Source organism: Kocuria sp. WN036 (assembly GCF_002287015.1).
GTDB classification, from domain to species: Bacteria; Actinomycetota; Actinomycetes; order Actinomycetales; family Micrococcaceae; genus Kocuria; species Kocuria rosea.
The window spans coordinates 40,286-58,424 of the sequence record NZ_NSKF01000001.1; the positions used below are offsets into that span (position 1 = coordinate 40,286).

16 protein-coding genes are annotated in these 18,139 nt (G+C 73.5%); 9 read left to right on the forward strand and 7 right to left on the reverse strand.

From position 1 onward, the window contains the following. Window positions 1-223 precede the first annotated feature (223 nt). Window positions 224-1,633, forward strand: coding sequence for an MFS transporter (locus tag CK505_RS00195; protein WP_035927938.1), 1,410 nt, complete (start codon window positions 224-226; stop codon window positions 1,631-1,633). A 137-nt stretch (window positions 1,634-1,770) separates the two neighbouring features. Continuing rightward, window positions 1,771-3,435 carry a thiamine pyrophosphate-binding protein gene (locus tag CK505_RS00200; protein WP_095649807.1) on the forward strand — a complete coding sequence of 555 codons (1,665 nt, stop codon included), beginning with the start codon at window positions 1,771-1,773 and terminating at the stop codon, window positions 3,433-3,435. Between the two features lie 60 nt (window positions 3,436-3,495). Here CK505_RS00200 and CK505_RS00205 read toward each other — a convergent pair whose 3' ends face one another. After that, entirely contained in the window at window positions 3,496-4,299 is an 804-nt protein-coding gene (locus CK505_RS00205; RefSeq protein ID WP_031282842.1) for an alpha/beta fold hydrolase, read from the reverse strand. An 86-nt stretch (window positions 4,300-4,385) separates the two neighbouring features. On the opposite strand from CK505_RS00205, the gene CK505_RS00210 reads away from it, so the two are divergent. Together CK505_RS00210 and CK505_RS00215 are read left to right on the forward strand one after the other, a co-directional pair. Beyond that, entirely contained in the window at window positions 4,386-5,699 is a 1,314-nt protein-coding gene (locus CK505_RS00210) for a condensation domain-containing protein (RefSeq protein ID WP_095649808.1), read from the forward strand. 103 nt (window positions 5,700-5,802) lie between these two features. Next, window positions 5,803-6,075: a hypothetical protein gene (locus tag CK505_RS00215; RefSeq protein WP_052132991.1), complete on the forward strand. Its 273-nt coding sequence runs from the start codon at window positions 5,803-5,805 to the stop codon at window positions 6,073-6,075. 24 nt (window positions 6,076-6,099) lie between these two features. Here CK505_RS00215 and CK505_RS00220 read toward each other — a convergent pair whose 3' ends face one another. The 3 genes from CK505_RS00220 to CK505_RS00230 form a co-directional block, all read right to left on the reverse strand. Further along, window positions 6,100-6,480, reverse strand: coding sequence for a DUF1622 domain-containing protein (locus tag CK505_RS00220; protein ID WP_017833103.1), 381 nt, complete (start codon window positions 6,478-6,480; stop codon window positions 6,100-6,102). Between the two features lie 78 nt (window positions 6,481-6,558). Beyond that, entirely contained in the window at window positions 6,559-8,268 is a 1,710-nt protein-coding gene (locus tag CK505_RS00225) for an FAD-dependent monooxygenase (RefSeq protein WP_095649809.1), read from the reverse strand. Between the two features lie 43 nt (window positions 8,269-8,311). After that, entirely contained in the window at window positions 8,312-9,280 is a 969-nt protein-coding gene (locus tag CK505_RS00230; protein WP_017833101.1) for an MBL fold metallo-hydrolase, read from the reverse strand. Between the two features lie 229 nt (window positions 9,281-9,509). On the opposite strand from CK505_RS00230, the gene CK505_RS00235 reads away from it, so the two are divergent. The 4 genes from CK505_RS00235 to CK505_RS00250 all read left to right on the forward strand — a co-directional run bounded on the left by CK505_RS00235 (window position 9,510) and on the right by CK505_RS00250 (window position 13,176). Then, window positions 9,510-10,718, forward strand: coding sequence for an acetyl-CoA C-acyltransferase (locus CK505_RS00235; RefSeq protein ID WP_017833100.1), 1,209 nt, complete (start codon window positions 9,510-9,512; stop codon window positions 10,716-10,718). Then, window positions 10,718-11,503: an enoyl-CoA hydratase/isomerase family protein gene (locus CK505_RS00240; protein ID WP_095649810.1), complete on the forward strand. Its 786-nt coding sequence runs from the start codon at window positions 10,718-10,720 to the stop codon at window positions 11,501-11,503. Before CK505_RS00235 ends, CK505_RS00240 begins: the two co-directional genes overlap by 1 nt. A 13-nt stretch (window positions 11,504-11,516) precedes the next feature. Further along, on the forward strand, window positions 11,517-12,386 hold the full coding sequence (locus tag CK505_RS00245; RefSeq protein ID WP_095649811.1) for a 3-hydroxyacyl-CoA dehydrogenase family protein: 870 nt from the start codon (window positions 11,517-11,519) through the stop codon (window positions 12,384-12,386). A 79-nt stretch (window positions 12,387-12,465) separates the two neighbouring features. Next, window positions 12,466-13,176, forward strand: coding sequence for a tyrosine-protein phosphatase (locus tag CK505_RS00250; RefSeq protein WP_095649812.1), 711 nt, complete (start codon window positions 12,466-12,468; stop codon window positions 13,174-13,176). Window positions 13,177-13,235: 59 nt separating this feature from the next. On the opposite strand, the gene CK505_RS00255 is transcribed toward CK505_RS00250, so the two are convergent. Further along, window positions 13,236-13,673: a PaaI family thioesterase gene (locus tag CK505_RS00255; protein ID WP_017833096.1), complete on the reverse strand. Its 438-nt coding sequence runs from the start codon at window positions 13,671-13,673 to the stop codon at window positions 13,236-13,238. A 157-nt stretch (window positions 13,674-13,830) separates the two neighbouring features. On the opposite strand from CK505_RS00255, the gene paaZ reads away from it, so the two are divergent. Continuing rightward, window positions 13,831-15,921 carry a phenylacetic acid degradation bifunctional protein PaaZ gene (gene paaZ, locus CK505_RS00260; RefSeq protein ID WP_017833095.1) on the forward strand — a complete coding sequence of 697 codons (2,091 nt, stop codon included), beginning with the start codon at window positions 13,831-13,833 and terminating at the stop codon, window positions 15,919-15,921. Between the two features lie 144 nt (window positions 15,922-16,065). Here paaZ and CK505_RS00265 read toward each other — a convergent pair whose 3' ends face one another. Together CK505_RS00265 and CK505_RS00270 are read right to left on the reverse strand one after the other, a co-directional pair. Continuing rightward, on the reverse strand, window positions 16,066-16,689 hold the full coding sequence (locus CK505_RS00265; RefSeq protein WP_035927971.1) for a TetR/AcrR family transcriptional regulator: 624 nt from the start codon (window positions 16,687-16,689) through the stop codon (window positions 16,066-16,068). Between the two features lie 105 nt (window positions 16,690-16,794). Further along, a complete protein-coding gene (locus CK505_RS00270; protein WP_017833093.1) occupies window positions 16,795-18,138 on the reverse strand; it encodes a phenylacetate--CoA ligase family protein in 1,344 nt (447 codons plus the stop codon). Between the last annotated feature and the right edge of the window lies 1 nt (window position 18,139).

Genomic DNA, 18,139 nt, shown 5'->3' on the forward strand with positions numbered 1-18,139 from the left:
CCCCTGCCGCGCCGCCGGGCCCGGTCCTCCTGCGAGGGCCGGGCCCGGCGGTTTCCATCCCCGGTGGTCTGTGTCACATTAGTGATACATGGTTTGATTATTCCGTCCGGAGGGTGACAGGCGTCACTTCCGCCCGTAGTATCGCAATGCAATACCGAACGTTCGGTCATGATGCGTTCGGTTCCGCCGCGGACGTCGCCGTCCCCGATTCCCTGGAGATCCCATGGCGCACCCATCCTCCGCCCCGGCCGGGCGGCACGAGATGTCGCGCGAGGAGCGCAAGGTCCTCGCCGGCACCCTCGTGGGCACCACCATCGAGTGGTACGACTTCTTCATCTACGCCCAGGCCGCGGCCTTCGTCCTTGCGCCGCTGTACTTCGCGCCGCTGTCCGAGGAGAACGCCGGCCTCGCCCAGGTGGTCGCGTGGGCCTCCCTGGGCATCAGCTTCCTCTTCCGCCCGCTGGGCGCGGTGGTCGCCGGCCACCTCGGCGACAAGTACGGCCGCAAGATCGTCCTGGTCCTCACCCTGGTGGGCATGGGTGCCGCGACGATGCTGATCGGCATGCTCCCCACCTACGCGACGATCGGCATCTGGGCCCCGATCTTCCTGGTGCTCCTGCGCATCATGCAGGGCTTCTCGGCCGGCGGCGAGTGGGGCGGCGCGGCCCTGATGTCCGTGGAGCACGCCCCGCGGAACAAGCGCGGGCTCTTCGGCGCCTACCCGCAGATCGGCGTGCCGCTGGGCATGCTGCTCGCCACGTCCTTCATGTTCGCCCTCACCTCGATGATGTCCCCCGAGGACTTCCAGGCCTGGGGCTGGCGCATCCCGTTCCTGTCCTCCGTGGTGCTGATCGTGGTCGGCTACCTGATCCGCAAGACCGTCGACGAGTCCCCGGTCTTCAAGGAGATGCAGCTGCGCAAGAAGGAGTCCTCCGCTCCCCTGGGCCAGCTGTTCAAGCACCACAAGAAGCCGGTCACCCTCGCGGCCCTGATCTTCGCCGCCAACAACGCCGCCGGCTACCTGGTGATCGCGTTCTTCGCCTCCTACGGCTCCAACGTGCTGGGCATGCCGCGCTCGCAGACCCTCATCGCCTCCCTGATCGGCGGCGTGGGCTGGCTCGTCTTCACGATGTTCGGCGGCTGGATCTCGGACCGGATCGGGCGCGTGCGCACCTTCCAGATCGGCTACGCCATCATCATCCTGTGGGCCGTGCCGATGTGGTTCCTGCTGGACACCGCGTCCCTGCCGCTGTTCGCCCTGGCGATCGTGATCCTCACCGTGGGACTCGGCCCGTCCTACGGCCCGCAGTCGGCGCTCTACGCCGAGATGTTCCCGGCCCGCGTGCGCTACTCGGGCGTCTCGATCGGCTACGCGTTCGGCTCCATCATCGGCGGCGCGTTCGCCCCGATGATCGCGCAGCTGCTGCTCAACGAGACCGGGATGTCCTGGACGATCGGCGTCTACATCGCCGGCATCGCGATCGTCTCCTTCATCGCCGTCTCGATGGTGCCGAAGGACATCCAGGAGATCGACCTGCACGTCGAGGAGGTGCACGAGGACTACGTCGCCGAGCACCCCGAGGCCGCCGAGATCCTCGCGGCCGCCCAGGCCGCCGAGAAGCAGCGCGACTGAGCGCCGCCCCGGCCGAGGACCGAGCCGCCCGCCGGCACCCACGGGTGCCGGCGGGCGGCTCCGCTCGTGCGGGCACCCCGAGCACACCCCGCTCCCACCCCGGGCTCCCACCGGAGCCCCGCCGAAAGGACTCCTCCATGACCACCGGCCTCCTGCTCCCCACGGTCTCGACGGCCGTGGCCGACGTGCTCGCCGAGCGCACCGACCACCTGTTCGGCCTGATGGGCAACGGCAACGCGCACCTGATCAGCTCGCTGACCTCCCGCGGCTTCGGCTTCACCTCCGCCCGGCACGAGTCCGCCACCGTTGCCATGGCCGACGCCTACCACCGGGCCACCGGGCGGACCGGGGCCGCCACGACCACCTACGGTGCCGGGTTCACCAACACCTACACCGCCCTGGCCGAGGCGCGGCTGGCCCGGATCCCCCTGGTCCTGGTCGTCGGCGACGCCCCGACCACCGGGCGGCGGGCCTTCGACGTCGACCAGACCACCGCGGCCGCCGCCGCCGGGGTCACCACCCTGGTCGCGGCCCCGGACAACGCGACCGCGATCACCCACCGGGCCTTCGACCTCGCCGCCCAGACCGTGCAGCCGGTGGTGCTGGCCCTCCCCTACGACCACGCCACCGCCCCCCTCACCAAGCAGACCGTCCTGGAGCCGCTGCCGGTCAAGCCCACCTTCACCGCCTCCACCGAGGACCTCGACCGCATCGCCGGGCTGCTGCGCGCCGCGAGCAGGCCCCTGATCCTCGCCGGGCGCGGAGTGCTCCTGGCCGGGGCCACCACCCCGCTCACCGAGATCGGGGACCGGCTCGGGGCGCTGTTCATGACCTCCGCCATGGCCACCGGGGTCTTCGGCTCCCCGTGGGACCTGGGCATCGCCGGGGGCTTCACCCGCGCCCACCGTCTGGAGCTCGCCCGGCAGGCCGACGTCGTGCTGGTCGCCGGGGCATCGCTGAACGCCTTCCAGCTGCGCTACGGCACGCTCTTCGCCGAGGGCACCCGGGTGATCCGCATCGACAACGAGCCCGAGGACCGCACGCCCCCGGTCACCGACTACGTGCGCGCGGACCTGGGACCGTTCCTCCAGGGACTCACCGGCCGGATCTCCGCCGCCGCCCCGGAGAACACCTGGCGGGCGGCCGCCCCGGAGGTCGCCACCGACGCCTTCCGCGGCTCCGCCCCGGTCGAGGACCCGGCCGAGTTCGGCCCGGACGGCCGGCTCAACCCCCGCGCCGTCGTCGCCGCCCTCGAGCACGTCCTCCCCGCCGAGCGCTCCGTGGTGATGGACGGCGGCCACTTCATCGGCTGGGCCCCGATGTACCTGACCGTGCCGGACCCGCAGGCCATGGTCCTGGTCGGCACCGCCTTCCAGTCCATCGGCCTCGGCTTCGGCTCCGCCGCCGGGGTCTCGGTGGCCCGCCCCGACCGCACCACCGTGTTCGTCACCGGCGACGGCGGCGGGCTGATGGGCCTGGCCGACCTCGAGACGTTCCTGCGCGCCACGAAGCGCGGGGTGATCGTGGTGCTCAACGACTCCGCCTACGGCGCCGAGCTGCACCAGTACGCGTCCAAGGGCCTGGACCCCACCGCGATGCTCATCGACGAGGTCGACTTCGCCGCCGTGGGCCGGGCGATGGGCGCGGCCGGGGCCAAGGCGCACACCCTGGCCGACCTCACCGCGCTCACCGACTGGCTGGCCACCCACGACGAGGGCGTCTTCGTCCTCGACGTGGCCATCTCCCAGCAGGTCGTCGCCGAGTTCATGTCCGCCTCCCTCACCGCCGGCCGCCGGCTCTGACCCGCCGGCCCCGGCGAGGCCCCGGCGAGGCCCCGGCGGACCCCTGCGGACCTTCGCGGATCAGCCGGGCGAACCGGCCCCCCGGTCCGCCTCCACCGCCCGGACGAAGTCCGCGCACCGGCGCGGCCACTCGGCCAGCTCGGCGGGCGTGCCGGCCACGTGCAGGGCGTCGCCGGGCAGGGCCGCGCGCAGCGCCTCGGCCGTGGACAGCGGGTGGGTGGCGTCCTCGGACCAGGCCAGCACCAGGGTCGGCACGCCGATCCGCGACAGCTCCTCGACCGGCGGGAGGTCGGTGCCGGCCGCGCCGCGCAGCACGGCGGGCAGCAGGCCGGGGCCGACGCGCGGCGGGTGCACCGGCCGGTCCGCCACGGCGGGCGGCCGGGTCGCGGCCTGGCCGGCCCGGAGGTAGGCCTCGAGGCCGTGGCGCTCCACCAGGTCCGCGCCCTGCCGGTAGGTCCCCGCCTGGCCGCGGCGCGAGGCCCAGGCCGTGGAGGGCACGCAGAGCGTCAGCGAGCGGAACCGCCCGGGCTCGGCGAGGGCGGCGTGCAGCAGCGTGGCCGCCCCCATGGACGGGCCGATCCCGTGGACCGGCTCACCGGGCGCCACGGCGTCCAGCAGGCGCAGCAGGTCCTCGGCCAGCCGGGGCCAGGTCCAGTCCGCGGCCACGGGCTCCGCGGCGGAGCCGCCGTGGCCCCGGGCGTCGTAGCGCACCGTCCGGTGCCCGCTCAGCTCGGCCGCCAGGTCCAGACCGCCCGCGGTGTTGGCGGCCCGGTCGGACAGCAGCCCGTGCAGCTGGACGGCAGGCGGGCCGGAGCCGGTCACGTCGTAGGTCAGGCGGCAGCGGGGGAGCTCGAGCGTCGGCATGCCGCCACGGTACGCGTAGATTGTGACCACCCGTGGACCGGACGCGTCCTCGGCGGCCGGCCCCCCGGCCCGACCAGGAGGTGCGCATGCGGCTGACCAGCATCACGCACGCCCGGCTGCCCGAGGGCCGCCTGTCCAGCTGCACCGTCCCCGCCGAGGGCGCCGGCCGGCCGCTGCCGGTGTCCTTCGACCAGGGCATGCACGTGGGAGCCGGTCCCCGCCCGGGGTCCTGGATGGCCGTGGCCGTGGAGCTTCCCGCGCCGGTGGACGCCGCGCACCTGGGCGAGGCCTGGGCGGGTGTCGTGCGGCGGCACCACACGCTGCGCACCGTCTTCTCCGCCGACGACGACGGCCGCGTCCGGCTGCACGAGATCGCCGACGCCGTGCGCCCCGTGTGGACCCGGCACGAGGTCGGCGCCGCCGGGACGCGGGCGGCCCTGCAGGCGGTGGCCGACGCCGCCTGCTCCCCGCTGGCCCGGCCCTCGCACCGGCTGTGCCTGATCGAGCCCGCGGCCGGGCCCGCCGTCGTCGTGCTCGCCGCCGACCACGCGCACGTGGACGCCTGGTCCCTGCCCCTGCTCGCCCGGGACCTGCTCGACGGGCTGGACGATCTCCGCGCCGGCCGCCCGGCCGGCGCGGGCCGGGCGCCCGCGGCGTCCTTCGCCGAGCACACGCGGGAGCTCGCCGCCCGTCCCCCGGCACCGCCGCACGTGGTGCGGCGCTGGGCGCGGATCCTCGCGGACGGCGACGGCGCCCTGCCCGTCTTCCCCCTGCCGCTGGGGGAGCCCGGCGCCCCGGCACCCGAGACGGTGACCACGCACGACGTCCTCGACGCCGAGGGCCTGGCCCGCCTGGAGGCGCGCGCCGACGGGCTGCACGTCCGGCTGCTGGTCCTGGTGGTCTCGGTGCTGACCCGGGCGACCGCCGAGCTGGCCGGCCGGCCCCTGCGCGCGGTCCTGCCCGTGCACAGCCGCACCGAGCCGCACTGGCGCGACGCCGTGGGCTGGTTCATCACCAACTCGGTGCTCGAGTGCTCGGACCCCGATCCGCAGGCCTGCCGCGCCGCCGTGCGCGAGACGCTGGAGCTGGGCTCGCACGCCCTGGAGCCGATCCTGCGGCCCCACGGCGGCATGCCCGTCCCGCCGGGGATGTTCATGCTGTCCTACCTCGACTACCGGCGGCTGCCCGCCACCCTGGCGCCGGAGCTGCGGGCGCAGCACATCTCCGCGTCGGCGCCGACCACCGGGGTGCAGGTGTGGTTCGTGGTGGGCGAGGGCGGCCTGCACCTGCGGGCGCGCTACCCGGGCACCGGGCAGGCCCGCTCGTCGGTGGAGGCGTGGCTGGGCGCCGTCGGCGCGGGGCTGCGCACGCAGGCGCGCCCGGAACCGGACCGCGGATAGCCGCGGGCCCGGACGCCCCCGAGGGCCCGGTCCGGGTACCCGTGCGCCCTGCCCCCGCCCCGGTCCGCCGACTATCCTGGTGGCAGCGGGCAGAAGGGGTCAGATGGACGACCGGACGATCGCCAGGACGCAGGCCAGGTTGATCCGCACCGCGCTGACGAGCACCGGGCTGGGTGCGCGCGACCTGTGGCTGCGGTACGTCCACCTGGGCGGAGAGGTCGGGGAGCTGGAGCTCGACGCCTACCTGCACCACGCCCTGTACCTGCCGCCCCGGCACCGGGACAGCCTGGCGCGGGCCGCCAACCAGCTGGTGCCCGGCCACCGGGTCCCGTGCAGCCGGGACCTGCGCCCGGAGGAGTACCCGCCCGAGGCCTGAGCGCCCGGCCGGGGCCCGGCGGGCCTACGCGGCGCGCTCGGGCAGGGGCGCCGCCTCGCCCTGCTTCTTCTGCCACGGCCACCGCCCGCTGATCTCGAGCTCGAGGGACCAGCTGAGGAAGGTCCGCACGACCACGATGAGCGCCAGCACCCCCACCGACTCGAACGTGGGGGTGATGGCGACGGTCTTGATGATGTCCGCGGCCACGAGCAGCTCCAGGCCCAGCAGGATCGAACGGCCGAGCCGCTGCCGGTAGCTCTCGTAGGTGTCGCGCTCCCCGCTCCCCCGCCCCAGCAGGTCCCGCCCGGCCAGGAGGGTCGCCACCACCGTCCCGACGACGATGGCGACCACGCCGGCGACGTCGACGGCCTCCCCGACCAGCTCCATGGACTCCTGGAACGACATCCTGCACCTCCGGTGACCCCGGCGGGACGCGCCGGCTCGAGTCTGCGATGAGGACGCCAGGATCTCACGGGTCCGCCGTCAGCCGGCGGCGGCGACCTCCTGGGGCACGGTCTCCGGCACGGAGCCCCGCCGCCTGGGGGGCCCCGGCGGCCGCTCGCGCTCGGCGAGGACCCGGGCCGCCTCCGAACCGGGGGCGGCGACGGTGTTCTGCAGGGCCCGGCTCAGCGCACGGGGGTCCGTGCCGTCCACCACGGCCGCGATGTGCGAGTCGGGGCGGATCACCCACACGTCGGTCGGCTCCGGCTTCAGCGCCTCGGCGAGCTTGCCGGTGGTGTCGATGTCCGCGATGGCGTGCAGGCGCAGCGGGGACCGGATGGCGGCGAGCGCGGTCCCGCGCACGAGCTCCTGGTCGACCGCCGGGCCGGTGAGGAGCAGGATCCCGAAGCGGGCGAGCTCGCGGACGCGGTCGGCGGCGATGCCCGGGACGGCGACCGGGACGTCCGGCAGCAGCACGCCGGGGACGGGGTCGGGGACCTCCCCCTTGGGCGGGCGCCCGGCGAAGGTCCGGGTGGGGTGCGGGGTGGTGAGCGGGGAGTCGACGTACCAGAAGGGCTCGGCCAGGCGCCCGGAGTCCACGTAGGTGGACGCGGCCGGGTCGCCGATCGCCCGCTCGAGCTTGGCGAGCCGCTCGGCCAGCTGCTCCTCGGTGCGGGGCACGAGGAAGTCCATGGTGGCCTCGGTGACCTCGAGGTTCTCGACGGCGGCGGCGCGGCGCTCGACGTCGTAGGACTCCAGCAGCGCCGGATCGGCGTTGCCGCGCAGCACCGAGGTCAGCTTCCAGGCGGCGTTCTCGGCGTCGCCCACGCCCGAGTTGAGCCCGCGGGCGCCGAACGGGGAGACGATGTGCGCGCAGTCCCCGGCCAGCAGCACCCGGCCCACCCGCATCCGGGAGGCCAGCCGGGCGTGGAAGCGGTAGACGGACTTCCAGACGATCTCGTAGTCCGTGTCCCCGATGATCTGGCGGATCCTCGCGTCGAGGGCCCCGGAGGCCTCCTCGGCGTCGAGGTCGTAGTCGCCGGGCACCTGCCAGTCGATCCGGAAGGTCGAGTCCGGGCACGGGTGGATGAGCACCTGCCGGCCGGGGTTCCACTCGGGGTCGAAGTAGAAGCGGCGCTCGGTGGCCCAGCCGGGGATGTCGGCCCGGATGTCGCAGATCAGGAACTTGTCCTCGAACGAGCGGCCGTCGAAGCTCACCCCGAGCTGGTCGCGCAGCCAGCGCGCCTTCGAGCCGAGCGCGGCGATCGCGTAGTCGGCCACGATCTCGGCCCGGCCCCCGTCGCGGCAGGAGCACACCACGGTCACGGAGCGCTCGTCCTGGGTGATCGAGACGATCTCGTGGCCCCAGACCTCCTCGATCAGCGGCTCGGCGGCGATCTTCTGCGCGAGCAGCTCCTCGGTGCGGGTCTGCGAGATGTTCACGAACGGCGGGAACGGGGACTGCCCCCTGTCCCGGAAGGGCTGGGCGAACAGCTCCTTCTCCCGGTAGAAGGTGCGCGCGGTGTCCCACGTGACGCCCTCGGCGGCCACCTGCCGGCCCACGCCCACGGCCTCCCAGACCTCCAGGACGTCGCGCTGCTGGCAGATCGCCTTGGACCCGATGGGGTCCCGCTCGGCGCGGGCGTCCAGGACCGTGACGGGGATGCCCCACCGCGCCAGCAGCAGCGCCGCGGTCTGGCCCACGGGCCCGTTGCCGAGCACCAGCACCTTGCCGGAGTCGAATCGTCTCACTGTCGCCCTCCTCGTTCTCGTGTCGCTGCTCGTGGGGACCGGGTCAGCCGTTCTGGAGCTGGTCCCAGACCTCGCGGTCGCGCTCGGCGGTCCAGATGACGGGCCGCTCGATGCCCGAGAGCTCGTCCCACAGCCGGGAGACGTCGAAGGGCAGGCAGTGCTCGAAGATCGGCCAGTGGCCGAAGTCGTCGTAGAGGGCGGTGTGCACGGCCTCGAAGGCGTCCTTGAGCGTCCCGCCGTTCTTCTGGACGGTGCCGACCTCCTCGATCATGACGTCCAGGAAGCGGCGGGTCTGCTCGATCGCCGCGTCCACGGCCTCCCGGCCCCTCGAGACCGCCCCGCGCCCGCCCACGAGCTGCTCCGCACCCAGCGCCTTGACGGCGTCGAGGGTGTGGCTCGCCCAGTCGCGGTGGAAGGCGTCCCCGGTGTAGAGGGCGGCCTCGGCCTCGACCAGGTCCCCGGCGAAGAGGATCTTCTGCTGGGGCAGCCAGGCGACGATGTCGCCCTCGGTGTGGCCGCGGCCGAAGTGCTGGAGCACGAGGTCCCCGCGGTCCCCGCCGAGGTCGATGGTCAGCTTGTCCCGGAAGGTCACCGTGGGCCAGGTCAGGCCCGGGACGGTGTCCGCGCCCTTGGCCAGGCGCGGCATGCGGCCGAACTCGGAGGCCCAGTCCTCCTTGCCGCGCTCCACGATGAGGTCGTAGGTGTTCTCGTGGGCGACGATCGTCTCGGCGTGGAAGGCCGAGGCGCCGAGCACGCGCACCGCGTGGTAGTGGGAGAGCACCAGGTAGCGGATCGGCTTGTCGGTGTGCTTCCGCAGCTCCGCCAGCCACTCGGCGGCCACCACGGGGGTGGCCAGGGCCTCGAAGCAGACCAGGAAGTCCTCCCCCTCGATCGCCCCGATGTTCGGGTCCCCCTCGGCCGTGAGGGCGTAGACGCCCTCGGCCAGGATCTCGAGGGTCTTCTGCTTCTCGCCGAGGTCCGCCGAGGACGCGAACGACTTGGTGGTGCCCATGTGCCGTCTCCTTCGTGGGGCCGCGCAGGGCCCGAGATAGTCAAATGCTGTATTAGTTCCACGGTAGCCCCCGGACCTTGATTTGTGAAGCAGGCCACAGGCGATTGCTGTCGCAGCTCTGTTGACCCCGCGGGCGCACGCGTGGGAAGGTTTGATGAACGATCGGTCGGTAAATTCGGGCGACGATGCCCGGACGCCGGCCGCACCCCGTCGCGACAGGAGCCCACCCATGCCCGCAACCCCTCAGGCCCTCCTCGTCGGCGGGGCCCGCACCCCGGTGGGCCGCTACGGCGGCGCGCTGGCGAGCGTGCGCCCCGACGACCTCGCCGCCCTCGTGGTCAGGCACGCGGTGACCGACGCCGGGATCGACCCGCACGACGTCGACGAGGTGATCCTCGGCAACGCCAACGGCGCCGGCGAGGAGAACCGCAACGTCGCCCGCATGGCCTGGCTGCTCGCCGGCTTCCCCGACACCGTCCCCGGCATCACCGTCAACCGGCTCTGCGCCTCCGGGCTCTCGGCCATCATCATGGCCTCCCACATGATCAAGGCCGGCGCCGCCGACATCGTCGTCGCCGGCGGCGTGGAGTCCATGTCCCGGGCCCCCTGGGTGATGGAGAAGCCGGCCAAGGCGTTCGCGAAGCCCGGCGACGTCTTCGACACCTCCATCGGCTGGCGCTTCACCAACCCCGAGTTCAAGAAGCAGGACAAGATGACCTACTCGATGCCGGAGACGGCCGAGGAGGTCGCGATCGTCGACGGGATCTCGCGCGAGGACGCCGACGCCTTCGCCGTGGCCTCCCACGAGAAGGCGATCGCCGCGATCGACGCCGGGCGCTTCGCCCCCGAGATCGTCCCGGTGACCGTCACGGGCCGCAAGGGTGCGACGACCGTCGTCGACACGGACGAGGGCCCCCGCCCGGGCACCACGATGGACGCCCTCGCGAAGCTGCGTCCCGTGGTGGACCACGGGACGGTCGTCACCGCCGGCAACGCCTCCTCCCTCAACGACGGCGCCTCGGCGATCCTCGTGGTCTCCGAGCGCGCGGCCGAGAAGTACGGGCTGGCCGCCCGGGCCCGGATCGTCGACGGCGCCTCCGCCGGCGTGGCCCCGGAGATCATGGGCATCGGCCCTGTCCCCGCCACCCAGAAGGTGCTCGGGCGCACCGGGTGGGGCATCGGCGACCTCGGGGCGGTCGAGCTCAACGAGGCCTTCGCCTCCCAGTCCCTGGCCTGCATCCGCCGCCTCGGCCTCGACGCCGGCACCGTCAACAACGACGGCGGGGCGATCGCGCTCGGCCACCCCCTGGGCTCCTCCGGCTCCCGGCTCGTGGTGACGCTGCTGGGCCGGATGGAGCGCGAGGGCGCCGACCGCGGCCTGGCCACCATGTGCGTGGGCGTGGGCCAGGGCACCGCGATGCTCGTGGAGAAGCTCTGATGGTCGGGCCCAGCGAGATCCTCGGCGCGGAGTTCACCGCCCTGCGGCTCGAGGAGCGCGAGGACCGCCTGCACGTGGTCCTGGACCGCCCCGCCGTGCGCAACGCCATCGACGCGACCATGGTCGAGGAGCTGCACACCGTGTGCGGCCACCTCGAGCGGCACCCGAAGATCCTGATCCTCTCCGGCACCGAGGTGAACGGCCGGGGGATCTTCGCCTCCGGCGCCGACATCGCGCAGCTGCGCGAGCGCCGCCGCGACGACGCCCTGGCCGGGATCAACTCCCGGATCTTCGACCGGATCCACAAGCTGCCCATGCCGGTGATCGCCGCGATCGACGGCTACGCCCTGGGCGGCGGCGCGGAGCTGGCCTACGCCGCGGACTTCCGCATCGCCACCCCGCACCTCACGATCGGCCAGCCGGAGACGAACCTGGGCATCATCGCCGCCGCCGGCGGGCTGTGGCGGCTCAAGGAGCTGGTCGGCGAGGCGATCGCCCTGGACATCCTGCTCGCCGGCCGGCTCCTCGGCGCGGACGAGGCCCTGGCCCTGCACCTCGTCACCGAGCTGCACGAGCCCGCGGAGCTCGTCGGCGCCGCGCACGCGCTCGCCGACCGGATCGGCGCCCAGGACCCCCTGGCCGTGCGGATCTCCAAGCGGGTCTTCGCGGCGCCCCCGTCCGCCCACCCGCACATCGACGAGCTGGCCCAGGCCGTGCTCTTCGAGTCGGAGGCGAAGTTCGACCGCATGCAGGCCTTCCTGGACCGCAAGAAGAACAAGAAGTAGGAGCATCCCGACCATGACCGAGAAGCACGCACTGGCCGTTCCCGCCGTCGTCGGCGTCCTGGGCGGAGGCCGCATGGGCGCAGGCATCGCCCACGCCTTCCTGCTCGCCGGGGCGAGGGTGACCGTGGTGGAGCGGGACGGGCAGGCCGCGGAGGCCGCCCGCGAGCGGATCGAGCGGGACCTCGCCAAGTCCCTGGAGCGCGGGGGCGTGGACGGCAACCTGGACGAGTGGGCCGAGAACCTGACCGTCTCCCTCGACCACGCCGACTTCGCGGACTGCGAGCTCGTCGTCGAGGCCGTCCCCGAGGCGTGGGACCTGAAGGTCACGGCCTTGCAGGAGGTCGAGCACCACCTCGCCGAGACCGCGTGGCTGGCCACCAACACCTCCTCGCTGTCCGTGGACGGGCTGGCCGAGCAGCTGGGACGCCCCGAGCGGTTCTGCGGGCTGCATTTCTTCAACCCCGTGCCGGCCTCGAAGCTCGTGGAGGTCGTGAACTCGAAGCACACCGGCGAGGAGCTCAGGCGGCTCTCGGTGCAGTGGGTCGAGGGCCTCGGCAAGACCCCGGTGGTCGTCAACGACGCCCCCGGCTTCGCCTCGTCGCGGCTGGGCGTGGCGATCGCCCTCGAGGCCATCCGGATGGTCGAGGAGGGCGTGGCCTCTCCCGCCGACATCGACAACGCCATGGTCCTGGGCTACAGGTTCCCGGTCGGCCCCCTGGCCCTGACGGACATCGTGGGCCTGGACGTGCGCCTGGGCATCGCCGAGTACCTCGAGTCGCAGCTCGGCCCGCGCTTCGCCCCCCCGCAGCTGATGCGGGACATGGTGGCCCGCGGCGAGCTCGGCCGCAAGACCGGCAAGGGCTTCTTCGACTACGACCAGTAGCACCCGCCCCCTGCCGTCCCGCCCTCCCGGGCGCGGGCGGGCGGGACGCGCCGTCGGACGCGGGTCCTAGGGTGGGGGCATGCACGCACAGCCCGGGACCCCCGCCGCGTGGGACGGCGCGCTCAACGCCCGGCGCCTGGCCGGCGACGTGTGGCGGATGGGCCGCTCCGAGCGGCTGAGCCCCTCGGGGTGGCGCGCCGCCGCGGCGGACGGGGTGCGCACGGTCGTGGACCTGCGCAACGCGGACGAGCGGCGGCGCCGGCCCACGGACCCCGCGGACGACCCGGCCGCCCGCGCCGGCATCACGGTGCTGCACCGCCCCACCGAGGACCCCGCCCATCCGCAGTTCCCGCTGGTGGGCACGCCCTATCTGCACCACCCGCGCGGCTACCGCGACTACCTGCGGCTGTTCCCGGCCTTCCTGGCCGAGGCGGTGCGGGCGGTGGCGACCGCCGAGGGCGCCGTGGTGGTGCACTGCTCGGCCGGCCGCGACCGCACGGGGGTGCTCGCGCTGCTGCTCCTGGGGCTGGCCGGAGCGCCCCCGGAGCGCCTCGTCGCGGAGGACGAGGCCGCCGCGCGCGGGATCAACGAGTGGCACCGCGTCTCGCCCGTCCCCCACCCGGTCGAGCGCCACCACCCCGAGCACGAGCTCGCCCCGCTGCTCGCGGGGCGCCGCGCGGCCCTCGAGGAGCTGCTGGACGGGTTCGACGCCGAGCGCTGGCTCGTCGACGCCGGGCTGTCGCCCGAGGAGCTGGCCGCCCTGCGCCGGCGGCTCCACGGCCCGTCCTGATCCGCTCCCGTCCGGCGTCCTGACCCGCTGGCCGGCGGACCCCGGGCCTGGTTCCCGGTCTAGCCCTCGGCGGGGTTCGTGGCCTGCTGCGGCTTGTCCTTGAGGAAGTTCGTGATCCGCACGGTGCACAGCCGGGCGCCGTCCTCGTGCTCGAGGACCACCTCGTGGCACGTGAGGGAGCGTCCGAGCTGCAGGGCGGTGGCCGTGGCGGTCACGGTGCCCGTGCGGGACGACCGGTGGTGGGTGGCGTTGACGTCCACGCCCACGGCGACCTTGCCCATCGTGGAGGCGTGGATCACCGCGGCCCAGGAACCGACGGCCTCGCCGAGGGCCACCATGGCGCCGCCGTGGAGCAGGCCCAGCGACTGGCGGTTGCCCTCGACGGGCATGGAGGCGACCACGCGCTCCGCCGACTCCTCGAGGACGGTGACGCCCATCTTCTCGTCGAGCTCGCCCAGGACGATGCGCCAGGGCTCGTGGGTCTCGGTCGTGGTCATGGCACTCCTCGGGCGCTCGGCGACGGGGCAGGACCACCGTGGGGCAGTGGTCCCGGGGTGTGACGTAGGTTATCGTGGTCATAATACCGAACGATCGGTCAGGATGCGGGCGACGGACCGGCCGCCCGCGCGCACCCGAGCGAAAGGACCACGCACCGTGGCAGCACAGACCCAGACCATCCTCCCCAGCTACCTGAGGGGCCGGTGGTGGTCGCCGGAGAACCCGCAGAAGGTGACGGAGGTGGCCGACGCCTCGACCGGCGAGGTCGTGGCGCGCGTGTCCACGGACGGCATCGACATCGCCTCCGCCGTGGACTACGGCCGGACCGTGGGGCAGCGCTCCCTCGGGGAGCTCACCATCCACGAGCGGGCGCTCAAGCTCAAGGAGCTCGCCCAGTACCTCACCGAGCACAAGCAGGAGCTCTACGACGTCTCCTACTCGACCGGGGCCACGCTGAAGGACCACTTCTTCGACGTGGACGGCGGCATCGGCACCCTCTTCACGTTCTCCTCCAAGGGCCGGCGCGAGCTGCCCAACGCCAACGTCGTCGTGGACGGGGCGGTGGAGCAGCTCTCCAAGGACGGGTCCTTCCTGGGCGAGCACATCTACACCCGCATGCCCGGCGTCGCCGTGCAGATCAACGCGTTCAACTTCCCGGTGTGGGGCATGCTCGAGAAGTTCGCCCCCGCCTTCATCGCCGGCATGCCGACCCTGGTGAAGCCGGCCACGCCGACCGGCTACGTCACGGCCGCCTGCGTGCGCCTGATGATCGACTCCGGCATCCTGCCGGAGGGCTCCCTGCAGCTGGTCTCCGGCTCCGCCCGGGACCTGCTCGACCACCTGGACTACCGCGACCACGTGGCCTTCACCGGCTCCGCCGGCACCGCGCAGTCGCTGCGCCACCACGAGAACGTCATCGACGGCGGAGTGCGCTTCACCGCCGAGACGGACTCCCTCAACGCCGCGATCCTCGGCCCCGACGCCACCCCGGAGACCCCGGAGTTCGACGCCTTCGTGAAGGCGGTGTTCGTCGAGATCACCTCCAAGGCCGGGCAGAAGTGCACGGCCATCCGGCGCGTCATCGTCCCGCAGGACCGCGTGGAGGACGTCGTGGCCGCCGTCGCCGAGCGCGTGCAGCAGCGCGTGGTCATCGGCGACCCGCGCACCGAGGGCGTCACCATGGGCGCCCTGGCCTCCAAGGAGCAGCAGGGCGAGGTCCGCAAGGCCGTGGAGCGCCTGGTCGCCGCCGGCGGCACCGTCCGCCTGGGCGGCCCGGACGCCTCCGTCGGCGACGCCGACACCGGGGCGGGCGCCTTCTTCCCCGTCACGGTGCTGTCCTTCGACGACCCGGACACCCCGGAGGTGCACTTCGTCGAGGCCTTCGGCCCCGTCACCTCCGTGCTCGGCTACACCGACGTCGACGACGCCGTGCGGCTCGCCGCGCTCGGCGGCGGCTCGCTCGTGGCGACCGTGTGCACGAACGACGGCGCGACCGCCGCCCGGTTCACCGCGGGCATCGGCTCGCACCACGGGCGCGTGCACTTCCTCAACCGCCAGGACGCGAAGACCTCCACCGGCCACGGCTCCCCCATGCCGCACCTGGTCCACGGCGGCCCCGGCCGCGCCGGCGGCGGCGAGGAGCTGGGCGGCGTGCGCGGCGTCAAGCACTACATGCAGCGCACCGCGATCCAGGGACCCCCGGACATCCTCACGGCGGTGACCGGGGTCTGGCACCGGGGCGCCGCGGCGAACACCGTGACCCGCGAGGCGGTCGAGAACGGCACCGGCGAGCACCCGTTCCGCAAGTCCCTGGAGACGCTGCGGATCGGCGACCAGTTCGCCTCCGAGCTGCGCACCGTGACCCTCGAGGACATCACCGAGTTCGCCGAGAAGACCGGCGACACCTTCTACGCGCACACCGACGAGGAGGCCGCCACGGCCAACCCGTTCTTCCCGCGCCGGGTGGCCCACGGCTACCTGCTGGTCTCCTGGGCCGCCGGGCTGTTCGTGGAGCCCGCCCCCGGTCCCGTCCTGGCGAACTACGGCCTGGAGAACCTGCGCTTCATCACGCCGGTGACCTACGACGACCACATCCGGGTGACCCTCACCGCCAAGCAGATCACCCCGCGGGTCACCGACGAGTACGGCGAGGTCTGCTGGGACGCGATCCTGCACAACCAGCACGACGAGATCGTGGCGACCTACGACGTGCTGACCCTGGTCGCGAAGACCTGGCCCACCGCCTGACCCGGGCGAGACCCGCCCGGACTGCCGGGTCCCCCCGAAGCACGCGATCCCTCACGCACCGGGCGTGGGGGATCGCGTGCTTCGGGGGACCCGGCGGCGAGCGGCCTCCGCGGTCGGGGCTCGGCGGAGCGACCGGGCGAGGGCTCAGGAGGCCCGCAGCCCCGAGAAGGCGAGCGCGACCACGGTGTCGGCCAGCCCGTCGTCGGCCCTGTCCGGGTCCGGCCGGTACCAGTCGACGATCGAGTTGATCATGCCCAGGAGCAGCCGCGAGGCGGACCGGCCGCTGAGGTCGCGGCGCAGGTCGCCCTCCGCCTGCGCCTGCTCGATGAGCGCGCCGACCCGGCGGGTGACCGTGCGGCGGCGCTCGAGCGCCCTCGTCTCGACCTCCGAGTTGCCCCGCAGCCGCAGCAGCAGGGTCACGTACGGCATCTGCTCCACGAGCACGTGCACGGTCCCGCGGATCACCTGCTCGAGCCGCTCGACCGCCGGGGCCTGCGTCCGCTCGGCGGCGGCCAGGACCTCCTCGAGCGCGTCGAGGGCCCGGCCCAGCGCCTGCTCGAGGATCTCCTCCTTGGACTCCACGTGGTGGTAGATCGCGGACTTGGAGATCCCCAGGTGCTTGGACAGCGTGCCCATCGACGTGGCGTCGTAGCCGTGCACGTTGAAGACCTCCACGCACACGCCGAGCAGCGTCTCGCGGTCGTAGCCGGGCCGGCCCCGGCGCGGGGCCGCGCCGTCCGGAGGGGCGGGCGCCGGTGCGTGCGTCATGGGGACCTCGATCTCGGTGGGGACGGGCAGGACAACGATCTTATGCCGCGGCGGGCCCCCGAGCCGCCCCAGGGGCCCGCCGCGGCGCGGGTCGGCGCCGGGGCGTCACGCGTCCTTGCGGTGGTCGTAGACGCGGCGCAGCTTGCCGGAGGACCGGGCGAGGGTCCCCGGCTCGGCGATCCGGATCGAGGCCGAGGAGCCGATCTTCGTCTTGATGGCGTGCAGGAGCTTCTGGCCGCCCGCCTCGGCGGCCTCGACCGTCACCTGCTCGCGCCGCTCGATGTTGATGGTCATCTGGTCCATCCGGTGCGGGCGGGTGATCTCGAGCGTGAAGTGCGGGCTCAGCTCCGGCACCTGCAGGGCGAGCTCCTCGATCTGGGAGGGGAACAGGTTGACCCCGCGCAGGATGATCATGTCGTCGGAACGGCCCGTGATCCGGCCCATCCGCCGGTGCCCGGGCCGGTCCGTGCCGGGCAGCAGGCGGGTCAGGTCGTGGGTGCGGTAGCGGATGATCGGCAGGGCCTCCTTGGTGAGCGCCGTGAACACGAGCTCGCCGGGCCGGCCGGTGTCCTGGACCTCGTCCGTGAACGGGTCGATGATCTCGGGGCGGAAGTGGTCCTCCCAGATGTGCGAGCCGTCCTTGGACGCGGCGGACTCGCCGGCCACGCCGGGGCCCATGACCTCGGAGAGGCCGTAGATGTCGCACGCGTCGACGTCGAAGGCCGTCTCGATCTCCCGGCGCATCTCCTCGGTCCAGGGCTCCGCCCCGAGCACCGCGGTGCGCAGCGACGTCTCCCGCGGGTCCAGGCCGAGCTTCCTGAAGCCGTCGGCGATGGTCAGCAGGTAGGTGGGGGTCGAGAGGATGGCCTCGGGCTGGAAGTCCCGGATCATCTGGACCTGCTTCTCGGTCTGCCCGCCGGACATCGGGATGACGGCGCAGCCCAGGCGCTCGGCGCCGTAGTGGGCACCGAGCCCGCCCGTGAACAGACCGTAGCCGTAGGCGTTGTGCACCTTGTCCCCGGGGCGCACGCCCGAGAGCCGGAAGCAGCGGGCCACGAGGCCCGCCCAGGTGTCGATGTCGTTCTGCGTGTAGGCCACCACGGTGGGCTGCCCGGTGGTGCCGGAGGAGGCGTGGATCCGCCGGACCTCGGACATCGGCACCGCGAGGGACTTGAACGGATACGCCTTCCGCAGGAACTCCTTGTCCGTGTACGGGAAGAGCCGGAGGTCCTCGAGCTCCTTGAAGTCGCCGGGGTGCACGCCGTGCCCGTCGAAGAGCTCCGTGTAGGCGGCGACGTTCTCGTAGGCGTGGTGCAGGGTCCAGCGCAGCCGCTCGACCTGCAGGGACTCGACCTGGTCCCGGCTCATCGTCTCCTCGGGGTCCGGCTGCGACCGGTCCGCCGGGGCGGGGGCGGGGGTGTAGGGGTTCGGGACGGAGCACTCGGTCATG